Source organism: Streptomyces sp. URMC 126, from assembly GCF_051386555.1.
Lineage (GTDB): Bacteria > Actinomycetota > Actinomycetes > Streptomycetales > Streptomycetaceae > Streptomyces.
The window spans coordinates 1-12,364 of record NZ_JBPQTX010000218.1 but is presented as its reverse complement, the minus strand read 5'-3'; the positions used below and the strand labels follow the sequence as shown (position 1 = coordinate 12,364).

The window sequence follows — 12,364 nt, the reverse complement described above, 5'->3', positions numbered from 1 at the left end:
CGTCCCGCCCGCCCGTCAAGGCAGCGTGATCCCCAGATCCCACCCGTCGTGCGCCCGCGTGCACAGGCAAGCCCGCTCGGCGTCCACCGGCAGCGCCCCGACCGCGTCGAAGAGCACGCCGCGCAGCCGTTCCACGTTCTCCGCGAACACCCGCAGCACCTCCTCGTGCGTGACGCCGTCGCCCGTCTCCGCTCCCGCGTCCAGGTCCGTGACCAGCGACATCGACGTGTAGCAGAGCCCCAGCTCACGGGCGAGCGCCGCCTCCGGGTGCCCGGTCATGCCGACCACCGACCAGCCCTGCGCCGCATGCCAGCGCGACTCCGCCCGGGTGGAGAAGCGCGGGCCCTCGATCACGACCATCGTTCCGCCGTCCACCGGCTCCCAGCCGCGGCCGCGCGCCGCCGCGAGGGCCACCGCGCGTCCGGTGGGGCAGTAGGGGTCGGCGAAGCTGAGGTGGACGACCTCGGGGACGGTGCCGTCGGGGAGGCGCTCCCCGTCGAAGTAGGTCTGGGCACGGGATTTCGTCCGGTCGACGAGCTGGTCGGGCACCAGGAGCGTGCCGGGCCCGTACTCCGGCCGCAGCCCGCCCACCGCGCACGGGCCGAGGACCTGGCGGACGCCCACCGAGCGCAGGGCCCACAGGTTGGCCCGGTAGTTGATGCGGTGCGGCGGCAGGTGGTGGCTCCGCCCGTGCCGGGGGAGGAAGGCGACCCGGCGGCCCGCCACCTCGCCGAGGAACAGGGAGTCGCTCGGGGCGCCGTAGGGCGTCTCGACGGTGATCTCGGTCACGTCGTCGAGGAAGGAGTAGAACCCCGAGCCCCCGATGACGCCTATCTCCGCCTGGGCCCCGGCCTGCTCCGGCACGCGCTCCGCGGCCCGCGGTTCGACTCGCGGCTCGGTCGCCACATCGGTTTCGAGGCCGGGCGTGGGGGCCGTGCCGATGGTTTCGGCCGTCTCGGCCATGCTCGTGTTGACCATGCCGTCACCCTAGCCGCGCGCCCCGCGCGCGAACCGGGCCCCGGCGGAACCGCGGCCGATCCGGGCGTGCCCGTCCCTGCCGCGAAGCAGCACGGAGTCCGCCGCCCCGCGCGGGGGGCGACGGACTCCGTGTGAGCTGTTCGGTTGAGTGAGTGCCTCAGGCGGCCGACGACGCGGTGGTCGTGGAACCGCTGCCCGACGAGGACGAGCCGCTCGTCGAGGCCGAGGAGGACGCCGTGGACGACGTCTTCGAGGACGAAGACGAGGACGACGCCGGCGTGCTGCTGGACGACGAGCCGCGGCTGTCGTTCCGGTAGAAGCCGGAGCCCTTGAACACGATGCCGACGGCGGAGAACACCTTCTTCAGGCGTCCGTCGCAGCTGGGGCAGACGGTCAACGCGTCGTCGGTGAACTTCTGCACCGCCTCAAGGCCCTCGCCGCACTCGGTGCACTGGTACTGGTAAGTCGGCACTTCTCCTCCTGGCACTCTCACTCAATGAGTGCTAACGATGCTCCATAGTGCAGTATTCCCGCGCGTCAGTCCACCGAGACGGGCTCGCGGTGACCGACCCCACGCCCGACGATCCGCGACGCGGTGGCCTCCGGGGTGAGCCGGCCGCGCAGTGCCAGCAGCAGCACCAGTGCCAGCACGGTGCCGCCCAGCGGGACGAAGAAGCCCGTGTTGGCGCTGTGCGCGTCCACCAGACGGCCGGCCACCGTGGAGCCGGCGGCCTGGCCCAGGCCCACGGCGCCGGTCAGCCAGGTGAAGGCCTCCGTCCGGGCGCCCGCCGGGACCAGGGACTCGACCAGCGTGTAGCCGGTGATCAGCGCCGGGGCGATGCACAGGCCGACGATCAGGCCGAGTCCGCCCAGCAGCGGTACCGCGTGCACCGCCCACAGGGGAGTGGTGGCCAGGGCCAGCAGCGGGTACGCGGCGAGCAGCCGGCGCTGCGGGGTGCTGCGCCAGACGACAGTGCCGCAGACGATGCCGGCGATCATGTTCCCGGCCGCGAACGCGCCGTAGAGCAGACCGTTGATGCCCGGCTCGCCGATCTCCTTGGTGAAGGCGGTCAGCGACATCTGCATACCGCCGAAGACCGAGCCGATGCCCAGGAAGGCGAAGATCAGTACGCGGACGCCCGGCACGGACAGTGCGGAAGCGCCCTTCTCCCGGGCTCCCGCCGCACCCCGGCTCGGCTGCGGCTGGGTGCGCCGCTGGGTGGCGAAGAGCACGCCGCCGACCACCGTGAGCGCCGCTTCGGCGATCAGGCCGGCCGACGCGTGGACGCCGGTGCAGAGCGCCGTGGCCAGCACCGGACCGATCACGAACGTGAACTCGTCCGTCACGGACTCGAAGGCCGCCGAGGTCGCCATCAGCGGCGACCCCTCCAGCTTGGCCGCCCAGCGCGCCCGCACCATCGGGCCTATCTGCGGGGTGGACGCGCCGGCGGGCACGGCCGCCGCGAACAGCGCCCACAGCGGCGCGTGCGACAGCGCCAGCGTGATGAGCAGGGAGATCGCCGCCGCGTGCACCACGATGCCGGGCAGCAGCACTGCGGCCTGCCCGAAGCGGTCCGCGAGCTTGCCGCTCTGCGGGGCGAACAGCGCCATGGAGACGCCGGCCGTCGCCGAGACGGCGCCCGCCGTGGTGTACGAGCCGGTGGTGTTCTGGACCAGCAGCAGGATGCCGATGGTCAGCATCGCGAACGGCTGCCGGGCCAGGAAGCCGGGGAGCAGGAACGTCCAGGCGCCGCGTGTGCGCAGCAGCCGGCCGTACCCGGGACGGGCCCCGGCGGAGTCATCGACCGTGGTCTCCACGGCCCTTGCCTTTCCGCCGCCTGGTAGCACGCCCCGTACGGGGAAAGCCGTCACGGAGCGCGCCGAGAGCTGTCCTCTCGCGCAGGACCGTGGTAGATGCCGATTCGGCCGCCTCGTCGATCGCGGCCACGGCCGCCGTGCGGTCGCGCCAGCTCTGCATCAGGCAGAGATGGTTCGGTGTGTTCAGTAGTGATACGTACGGAAAAGAGCAGGTCCTCCGGCCCGTGGGGACTCGCCCGCCGGGGCCTCCGGCACCAGCCGGAGGATCATACGAAGAACCTACTTCTTCCCTACCATACCTGCCGCTCGCTTCCGCACACCCTTCCCTTGGGTACCGGTTTTCCCCGAAGCGCCGGATTTCCCCGCAGGATCGGTTCTGCCGGTGGGGTCGGCGCTCTTCCCGGAGGCGTCGGCACCGCTTCGGGAAGCGCCGCCCCCGGGCGCCTCCGCTTCGGACGCGCCGGTTCCGCCGCTCTTGCGCTTCCCGGTGGCTCCGGCGCCCCCCTTCGTCCGCCCCCGGGCACCGGCGGGGCCCGACGCCGGGCCTTCGGTGGAACCCGAGGCCGTCCCCAGCCAGCCGGCCAGCTTGCCGCCCTCGCCGACCGCGCGCAGCCGCTTCTCGGCCGCGTCGCGCACCGGATCCGTGGCCACGACCAGCAGCTCGTCCCCGTACCGCAGGACGGTCGACGGGGCCGGGACGAAGCTCTTGCCCTCCCGCACCACGAGCGTGACGGCCGAGCCGGCCGGCAGCCGCAGCTCGGAGACCTCGACGCCGTGCATCTTCGACCCCTCGGGGACCGATACCGACAGCAGATGGCCCCGGAGCCGTTCCAGGGGCGCGGACTCGATCCCCAGGTCCAGGGCCTCGGTCTCGCCCAGGTCGAGGCGGCGGGCCAGCCAGGGCAGCGTCGGCCCCTGGACGAGGGTGTAGACGATCACGAGCACGAAGACGATGTTGAAGATCCGCCGGCTCTCGGGGACCGCCGCCACCATCGGGATGGTGGCCAGCACGATCGGCACCGCACCGCGCAGCCCGGCCCAGGAGAGGAGGGCCTTCTCGCGCCAGGGAGTGCGGAACGGCGCCGTACTGAGGAAGACGGAGACCGGCCGCGCGATCATCGTCAGGACCAGGCCGACGACGAGCGCGGGAACGATGTCGTCACCGAGTTCGTGCGGGGTGACCAGCAGGCCCAGCAGGACGAACATCCCGATCTGGGCGATCCAGCCGAGCCCTTCCGCGAAGCCGCGGGTGGCCGGCCAGTGGGGCAGCCTGGCGTTCCCCAGTATCAGCGCGGCGAGGTAGACGGCGAGGAAGCCGGAGCCGTGGGCCAGCGCGCCGCCCGCGTACGCGATGGTGGCGATGGCCATCACGGCGATGGGGTAGAGGCCGGAGGCGGGCAGGGCCACGTGCCGCATGCCGTAGGCGCCGAGGAAGCCGATGGCGAGGCCGACGGCGGCGCCGATGGCCAGTTCGAGGGCGATCTTGCCGAGGAGCAGGTACCAGTGCTCGACCGGGCCCGCGGCCGAGAAGGCGACGACGAGGATGACGACGGGGGCGTCGTTGAAGCCGGACTCCGCCTCCAGGACGCCGGTGAGCCGGGCGGGGAGGGGAACGTTCCGCAGGACGGAGAAGACGGCCGCCGCGTCCGTCGACGACACCACCGCCCCGATGATCAGTGACTGCCGCCAGTCCACGCCGGCGAGGTAGTGGGCGGCCGTCGCGGTGACCCCCACGCTCACCGCGACACCGAAGGTGGAGAGGACGGCTGCGGCGGGCAGGGCCGGCTTGATCTCGTGCCACTTGGTGCCGAGACCGCCCTCGGCCAGGATCACCACGAGGGCCGCGTAACCGATGACCTGGGTCAGACCGACGTCGTCGAAGGAGACGCCGATGCCGTCCTGCCCTATGGCGACGCCGATGCCGAGGTAGACGAGCAGGCTGGGCAGCCCGCTCCGGGAGGACACCCGTACCGCCGCCACCGCGACGAGCAGAACGAGCGAGCAGACGAGCAGAAGTTCGTTGAGGTGGTGGACAGTCAGGGGCCGCTCCCATCACTAGGACTCCGGCCGGTGTCCGAAGGAACGTTCCTGCGAACGACCGGAACTTCATTGCCTCTCCTAATATTTTACGGGTTCTTAACGCCGTCCGGTCGGGCCGAGCGGTTGCGAGGGTGTGACCGGCCTCCGCGCGGGCCGTCTTCCGGGGCGCCGCCGACGCCCTGTCCGGCGTCGCCCCGGCGGCCGTCGCCGGGGCCCCCGACGACTCCGCGTCGGGCCGCCGGGCGCCCTGCGCCTATGGTTGCTTCCAGCACTCCAGGACCACCCGGCCCCGCGAAGGACAGCGATGCCCCCCAACAACACCGGCCCTTCCGGCAAGAAAAAGAAGGGACGACGCGCTCGCCTGATCGTGATCAGCCTTGTGCTGCTGCTCGTGGCAGGCGTCGGATACGGGACGTACTGGGGCGTCAGCACCGTCCGCGCCTCGTTCCCGGAGATGTCCGGAACGCTCGCGCTCAAGGGCCTGAAGGGACAGGTCAAGGTCGAGCGCGACGCCAACGGCATTCCCCAGGTCTACGCGGACAACGCCGAGGACCTCTTCCGCGCCCAGGGCTTCGTCCAGGCGCAGGACCGGTTCTGGGAGATGGACGTCCGGCGGCATCTGACGGCCGGACGGCTCTCCGAGATGTTCGGCTCCGGGCAGGTGGAGACCGACGCCTTCGTCCGCACGATGGGCTGGCGCCGGACCGCGCAGAAGGAGTACGACAGCAAGCTGTCGCCGGAGACCAAGAAGTACCTCCAGGCGTACTCCGACGGCGTCAACGCCTATCTCGCCGGCCACCAGGGCAAGTCGCTGTCCGTCGAGTACGCGGCCCTGGAGTTCGAGAACGACTACAAGCCGGAGAAGTGGACCCCGGTCGACTCGGTCGCCTGGCTGAAGGCGCTGGCCTGGGACCTGCGGGCCAACATGCGCGACGAGATCGACCGCTCGCTGGCCGCCACCCGGCTGGACGCGCGGCAGATCGAGCAGCTGTACCCGGCGTACCCGTACGACCGGAACAAGCCGATCGTCGAGGGCGGCGCCTATGACGCGGCCGGCAAGGCATTCGACCCCAAGGGCACGCCGTCCGGCTCGACGCAGCCGGGCACGCAGGGGACCCCGGGGACTCAGGGGACTCAGGGGACGCCCGGCGGGCAGGGTACGCAGGGCACCCCCGGCACCCAGGGCACGCCGGGCACTCAGGGCACGCCCGGCACCCAGGGCAACCGGAACGCGCAGGGAAGCCAGGGCACTCCCGGCGTTCCCGACAATGGCGGCCCCGCCAAGGGCACGGGCGGCGCGGCGGCGGGCGGCCTGCGCACCGGCCTGTCCTCGCTGTCGAAGACGCTCGACAAGCTCCCGGCGCTGCTCGGCCCCAACGGCAACGGCATCGGTTCCAACTCGTGGGTGGTCTCGGGCAAGTACACGACCACCGGCAAGCCGCTGCTGGCCAACGACCCGCACCTGGCGCCGCAGATGCCGTCGCTCTGGTACCAGATGGGCCTGCACTGCACCCGCACCAGCGAGCAGTGCCCGTACGACGTGGCCGGTTACACCTTCGCGGGCATGCCCGGCGTCGTCATCGGCCACAACAAGGACATCGCCTGGGGCATGACGAACCTGGGCGCCGACGTCGCCGACTTCTACCTGGAGAAGGTCAACGTCAACGGCACCTACCAGTTCGGCGGCAAGGAGCTGCCCCTCGCCACCCGCAAGGAGACCGTGAAGGTCGCGGGCGGCAAGGACCGCGAGTTCACCATCCGCGAGACCAACAACGGGCCGCTCGTCTCGGACCGCAACGACGAGCTGGGCAAGGTCGGCCAGGACGCTCCCGTCAAGGGTGCCGCGCCCGACCGCGCCGAGGGGTACGCCGTCGCGCTGCGCTGGACCGCCCTCGAACCGGGGAAGACCATGGACGCGGTCTTCGAGCTGAACCGGGCCACGGACTGGGAGTCCTTCCGCAAGGCCGCGTTCGACTTCGCCGTCCCGGCGCAGAACCTGATCTACGCGGACACCAAGGGCAACATCGGCTACCAGGCCCCCGGGCAGATCCCCGTGCGCAACAAGAAGCACGACGGCCGCCTCCCGGCCCCCGGCTGGGATCCGGCGTACAGGTGGAAGGGGACCGTCCCCTCGACCGCGCTGCCCTGGGACTACAACCCCAAGCGCGGCTACATCGTGACCGCCAACCAGGCCGTCGTGGACCCGAAGTACCCGATCGCGCTCACCTCGGACTGGGGCTACGGCACCCGCAGCCACCGCATCACCGAGCTCATCCAGTCGAAGATCAAGGACGGCGGGAAGATCTCGACCGAGGACATGCAGAAGATGCAGATGGACAACGCCAGCGAGATCGGCAGGCTCCTGACGCCCTACCTGCTCAAGATCAACCTCAAGGGTCCCAACCAGCGGGAGACGAAGTACCTGCGCGAGGCCCAGGACCTGCTGAAGGACTGGGACTACAAGCAGGACGCCGACTCGGCCGCCGCCGCCTACTTCAACGCGGTCTGGCGCAACACCCTCAAGCTCGCCTTCGGCAACAAGCTCCCCAAGGAGCTGCGGGTCAAGGGCCAGTGCCTGCGGGTGCGCCCGCCGAACGACTCGGGCCCCAAGGAGGACCTGAACGGCCGGACGCGCCTGGTCACCGAGTGCGGCGAGCGTGAGCCGGACGCGGCGCAGCCGGACGGCGGCGACCGCTGGATCGAGGTCGTCCGCGGCATCCTCGACAAGCCGGAGAACGGCTGGTGGAAGACGAGCGGGCGCAACGGCGCGAAGAACCGCGACGACCTGCTGGCCCGGGCCATGAAGGACGCCCGTTACGAGCTCACCTCCAAGCTCGGCAAGGACGTCTCGTCCTGGAGCTGGGGCCGGCTGCACCAGCTGAACCTGAAGAACCAGACGCTGGGCAAGGAGGGTCCCGCCATCGTCCGGTGGATGCTCAACCGCGGGCCCTGGAACCTGGCCGGCGGCGAGGCCGCCGTCAACGCGGCCGGCTGGAACGCGGCGGGTGGCTACGAGGTGGTCTGGGTGCCGTCGATGCGGATGGTCGTCAACCTGGAGGACCTGGACAAGTCCCGGTGGATCAACCTCACCGGCGCGTCCGGCCACGCTTACCACGACAACTACTACGACCAGACGGACAAGTGGGCCAAGGGCGAGCTGCTGCCGTGGGCCTTCTCGCCGGGGGCCGTGAAGAAGGCGTCGGAGAACACGCTCACGCTCACGCCGTGAGGCGAGCGCTCTCCGCCAGGTGAACGGGCGCCGGTCAGGCCGGCGCGAAGCGGCGCACCCCGCCAGGGGTGACCACCGCGTGCACGGGGTGGTCGTGCGGTTCCTCCGGGACCCGCGCGACCACCTCGTCGTCGTAGAGCAGCACGATCAGGGCGGGCGCGGCGCCCGCGCGCTCCAGGCGCGCGAGCACGCGGTCGTACGAGCCGCCCCCGCGCCCCAGCCGCATGCCCCGGCCGTCCACCGCCAGGCCGGGCAGCAGCACCGCGTCCGCTTCCGTGACGGCGTCGGGGCCGAGCCGGGGGCCGTCCGGTTCCAGCAGGCCGCGACCGGCCCTGACCAGGTGGTCCGGGCCGCGGTGGACCGCCCAGTCGAGGTCGTTGTCCGGCAGCAGGACCGGCAGCAGCACCCGGACGCCGCGGTTCCGGAGGGTTTCCAGCAGGGCGCGGGTGCCCGGTTCGCGGCCGACGGAGACGTAGGCGGCGACCGTCCCGGCGTCCGCGAGCTCCGGCAGGGCGAGCGCGCGCCGCCCCAGTGCCTCCTGCGCCGCTTCGACCGCTCCGGGGCTCAGTGCTCCGCGTCGGTCGAGGAGATTTCGCCGCAAGTCGGCCTTGCCGCCATCTGCCGTGCCCATTGTTCGTACAAACTCCTTTTCTCGGTTCATACTCGGTGGAGCCGCATCTTCCACTCATTCGCAACGGATAGTGTTCGCCCCATGACTCACGCGCGACCTCGGATCAGCAAGGCTGTCATTCCCGCCGCCGGCCTGGGAACCCGGTTCCTCCCGGCGACGAAGGCCACGCCCAAGGAAATGCTGCCGGTCGTCGACAAGCCGGCGATCCAGTACGTCGTGGAGGAAGCGGTCGCCGCGGGCCTCACGGACGTCCTGATGATCACAGGCCGTAACAAGCGCCCCCTGGAAGATCACTTCGACCGGAACTACGAACTGGAGGAGGCCCTCCGCCGCAAGGGCGACGCCTCCCGGCTCGCCCGGGTGCAGGAGTCCAGCAACCTGGGGACGATGCACTACGTCCGCCAGGGCGACCCCAAGGGCCTCGGCCACGCCGTCCTCTGCGCCGCGCCGCACGTGGGCAACGAGCCGTTCGCCGTCCTGCTCGGCGACGACCTGATCGACGAGCGGGACGCCCTGCTCTCCCGCATGGTCGACATCCAGCGGCGCTCCGGCGGCAGCGTGATCGCCCTGCTGGAGGTCGACCCGTCCCAGGTCCACCTCTACGGCTGCGCGGCGGTCAAGCCCACCGACGCCGAGGACGTCGTCGAGGTCACCGGGCTGGTCGAGAAGCCCGACCCGGCCGAGGCGCCCAGCAACTACGCCGTCATCGGCCGCTACGTCCTCGATCCCGCGATCTTCGACGTGCTCCGCGAGACCCCGCCCGGGCGCGGCGGCGAGATCCAGCTCACCGACGCCCTGCAGGCCCTCGCCGCCGCGCCCGGGCTCGGCGGGCCGGTGCACGGCGTGGTGTTCAAGGGGCGCCGGTATGACACCGGTGACCGTGGTGACTACCTGCGTGCCATTGTCAGACTGGCATGCGAACGTGAAGATTTGGGGCCGGACTTCCGGGCCTGGCTTCGTAGGTACGTCACCGAGGAGATGTAGCCCTGTGAGCCTTGTGAGCGACGCCGCCGCGGCCGCGACGGGCACGGACCGCCTCTGGTCCGTGGACGAGCACCTCGCCGACATCCTGCGCACGGTCCGTCCGTTGGAGCCCATCGAGCTCCAACTGCTCGACGCCCAGGGCTGCGTGCTCGTCGAGGACGTCACGGTGCCGGCCGCCCTGCCGCCCTTCGACAACAGCTCCATGGACGGCTACGCGGTCCGGGTCGCCGACGTCCGGGGCGCGAGCGAGAAGTTCCCGGCGGTGCTCACGGTCGTCGGCGACGTCGCGGCGGGCGGCGAGGGGGGCGTCGCCGTGGGGCCCGGCCAGGCGGCGCGGATCATGACCGGGGCGCCGCTGCCGCCCGGCGCCGAGGCGGTCGTGCCCGTCGAGTGGACCGACGGCGGGCTAGGCGGCGGCCCCGCCACGACGATGTCCGCCGGCGGCCTCGCCGGCGGGACGGAGGGCGGGCTGGGCGAGGTGCGCGTCCACCGGCCCGTCACCGACCGCGCCCACGTCCGGGCCCGGGGCAGCGACGTCGCCGCCGGCGACCTCGCGCTCGCCGCCGGCACCGTCCTCGGCCCGGCGCAGCTCGGGCTGCTGGCCGCGATCGGCCGCGGCACGGTGACCGTCCGCCCGCGCCCCCGCGTCGTCGTCCTCTCCACCGGCAGCGAGCTCGTCCCGCCCGGCACCGAGCTCGCCCCCGGCCGCATCCACGACTCGAACAGCTACCTCCTCGCCGCCTGCGCCCGCGACGCCGGGGCCCTCGCCTACCGCGTCGGCGCGGTCGAGGACGACGCCGCGACACTGCGCGCCACCCTGGAGGACCAGATCGTCCGCGCCGATGCCATCGTCACCAGCGGCGGCGTCAGCGTCGGCGCCTACGACGTCGTCAAGGCGGCGCTCACGGGGCTGACCGGCGACGAGGGCCGCGTCGAGTTCCGCCGGCTGGCCATGCAGCCCGGCAAGCCGCAGGGCTACGGCCGGCTCGGGCCCGGCGGCATCCCCCTCTTCGCCCTCCCGGGCAACCCGGTCAGCGCCTACGTCTCCTTCGAGCTCTTCGTCCGGCCTGCCGTCCGCGCCATGATGGGCCTCGAACCGCCGGAGCGCCCCGTCGTCCACGCCGAGTGCGCCGAGCCCGTCGGCCCGTCGCCGAAGGGCCGCCGCCAGTACCTGCGCGGCCGGTACGCGGACGGGCGGGTCACCCCCGTCGGGGGCGCGGGCTCGCACCTTGTGGGGGCGCTCGCGCGGGCGAATGCGCTGATCGTCGTGCCCGAGGACGTCACGTCCGTCCCGGCGGGTGCCGAGGTGGACTGCGTCCTTCTCGGCGGCCTTCCCGGCGGCCTTCTCGACTGACCGCCGCCGGCTCCGGGTACGGTGGCACCCCACTCCAGCAGAGTCGGCCTCGTGCCTTTGGACCGGGAGAACGATGAGCAGCACCCAGCCCCCACCCGCCCGGCTGACCCACCTCGACGACACGGGCGCGGCGCGCATGGTCGACATCACGGCCAAGGACGTCACGGCCCGCACCGCGCGGGCGAGCGGACGGGTACGGGTCGCGCCGCGCGTGGTGGAGCTGCTGCGCGGTGAGGGCCTGCCCAAGGGCGACGTCCTGGCCACCGCCCGGATCGCCGGGATCATGGGCGCCAAGCGCACTCCGGAGATCATCCCGCTCTGCCACCCGCTGGCCCTCTCGGGTGTCACCGTCGACCTCGCGGTGACCGACGAGGCGATCGAGATCACCGCCACCGTCCGCACCACCGGCCGCACCGGTGTCGAGATGGAGGCCCTGACCGCCGTCACCACCGCCGCCCTCACCGTCGTCGACATGGTCAAGGCGGTCGACAAGGCCGCCGTCATCACCGACGTCCGGGTGGAGGAGAAGTCCGGCGGGAAGTCCGGCGACTGGCGGCGCCCGTGAGAGCCCTGGTCGTCACCGCCTCCAACCGCGCCGCCGCGGGCGTCTACCCGGACCGGGGCGGCCCACTGCTGGCCGAGGGCCTGACCGCGCTGGGCTTCGAGGTCACCGGCCCCCTGGTGGTGCCCGACGGCGACCCCGTCGAGGCCGCGCTGCGCACGGCCGTCGCCGAGGGGTACGACGCGGTGGTGACCACCGGCGGTACGGGCATCTCGCCCACCGACCGCACCCCCGAGGCCACCCGGGCGGTCCTGGACTACGAGGTACCCGGCATCGCCGAGGCCGTCCGCGCCGAGGGCCTGGCCAAGGTGCCGACGGCCGCCCTCTCCCGCGGTCTGGCCGGCGTCGCCGGACGCACGCTGATCGTCAACCTCCCCGGTTCGACGGGCGGGGTGCGGGACGGCCTGGCCGTTCTCGGCCGGGTGCTGGCCCACGCGGTGGACCAGCTGCACGGCGGCGACCACCCCGGCACGGGCAATCGCCCTGACCCCGGCGACCACCCCGGCACCGGCAACCGCCCTGTTTCCGATGACCGGCCTGGTCCCGGTGACCATCCTCGCCCCGTTGACCATCCCCGCCCCGGTGACCACTCCGGTCCCGCGCCCCGGAACCCGGTATGACCATGTGGCCGGTAGCGCTCAGGGACGGGGACGTCCTGCTCCGCCCCATCCGGATGCGCGACCACCGCGCCTGGCGCGAGGTCAACCGGCGCAACCGCGACTGGCTGCGCCCCTGGGAGGCGACCGTCCCGCCGCCCCCGCCCGGCGG

The 12,364-nt window shown here is 72.4% G+C and carries 10 protein-coding genes and 1 pseudogene; 6 read left to right on the top strand and 5 right to left on the bottom strand.

What is annotated here, in order from left to right:
- Positions 1–15: 15 nt before the first annotated feature.
- The 4 genes from ACSNOK_RS23380 to ACSNOK_RS23365 all read right to left on the bottom strand — a co-directional run bounded on the left by ACSNOK_RS23380 (position 16) and on the right by ACSNOK_RS23365 (position 4,776).
- Positions 16–978 carry an S-methyl-5'-thioadenosine phosphorylase gene (locus ACSNOK_RS23380; protein WP_436782718.1) on the bottom strand — a complete coding sequence of 321 codons (963 nt, stop codon included), beginning with the start codon at positions 976–978 and terminating at the stop codon, positions 16–18.
- Between the two features lie 157 nt (positions 979–1,135).
- A complete protein-coding gene (locus tag ACSNOK_RS23375; protein ID WP_436782717.1) occupies positions 1,136–1,450 on the bottom strand; it encodes an FmdB family zinc ribbon protein in 315 nt (104 codons plus the stop codon).
- 65 nt (positions 1,451–1,515) lie between these two features.
- Positions 1,516–2,796, bottom strand: a complete 1,281-nt coding sequence (locus tag ACSNOK_RS23370) for an MFS transporter (protein ID WP_436782716.1) — start codon at positions 2,794–2,796, stop codon at positions 1,516–1,518.
- Between the two features lie 279 nt (positions 2,797–3,075).
- The gene (locus ACSNOK_RS23365; RefSeq protein ID WP_436782715.1) at positions 3,076–4,776 is read right to left on the bottom strand and encodes a potassium/proton antiporter; all 1,701 of its coding nucleotides are present in this window, start codon (positions 4,774–4,776) and stop codon (positions 3,076–3,078) included.
- Between the two features lie 364 nt (positions 4,777–5,140).
- Here ACSNOK_RS23365 and ACSNOK_RS23360 point away from each other — a divergent pair, with 364 nt between their 5' ends.
- Positions 5,141–8,065 (top strand): penicillin acylase family protein, encoded by a 2,925-nt coding sequence (locus ACSNOK_RS23360; RefSeq protein ID WP_436782714.1) that lies wholly within the window; start codon positions 5,141–5,143, stop codon positions 8,063–8,065.
- A gap of 34 nt (positions 8,066–8,099) precedes the next feature.
- On the opposite strand, the gene ACSNOK_RS23355 is transcribed toward ACSNOK_RS23360, so the two are convergent.
- Positions 8,100–8,696 carry a 5-formyltetrahydrofolate cyclo-ligase gene (locus tag ACSNOK_RS23355; protein WP_436782713.1) on the bottom strand — a complete coding sequence of 199 codons (597 nt, stop codon included), beginning with the start codon at positions 8,694–8,696 and terminating at the stop codon, positions 8,100–8,102.
- 81 nt (positions 8,697–8,777) lie between these two features.
- Here ACSNOK_RS23355 and galU point away from each other — a divergent pair, with 81 nt between their 5' ends.
- The 5 genes and pseudogenes from galU to ACSNOK_RS23330 all read left to right on the top strand — a co-directional run.
- Positions 8,778–9,680, top strand: a complete 903-nt coding sequence (gene galU, locus ACSNOK_RS23350) for a UTP--glucose-1-phosphate uridylyltransferase GalU (RefSeq protein WP_436782712.1) — start codon at positions 8,778–8,780, stop codon at positions 9,678–9,680.
- A gap of 13 nt (positions 9,681–9,693) precedes the next feature.
- A complete protein-coding gene (glp, locus tag ACSNOK_RS23345; RefSeq protein ID WP_436782720.1) occupies positions 9,694–11,034 on the top strand; it encodes a molybdotransferase-like divisome protein Glp in 1,341 nt (446 codons plus the stop codon).
- A 73-nt stretch (positions 11,035–11,107) separates the two neighbouring features.
- Positions 11,108–11,599, top strand: coding sequence for a cyclic pyranopterin monophosphate synthase MoaC (moaC, locus tag ACSNOK_RS23340; protein ID WP_436782711.1), 492 nt, complete (start codon positions 11,108–11,110; stop codon positions 11,597–11,599).
- Entirely contained in the window at positions 11,584–12,216 is a 633-nt protein-coding gene (locus ACSNOK_RS23335) for a MogA/MoaB family molybdenum cofactor biosynthesis protein (protein WP_436782719.1), read from the top strand. The genes moaC and ACSNOK_RS23335 overlap by 16 nt, the downstream gene beginning before the upstream one ends.
- Positions 12,213–12,364 (top strand): annotated as a pseudogene (locus tag ACSNOK_RS23330) (GNAT family N-acetyltransferase); the annotation flags it as partial. The gene ACSNOK_RS23335 and the pseudogene ACSNOK_RS23330, both read left to right, overlap by 4 nt.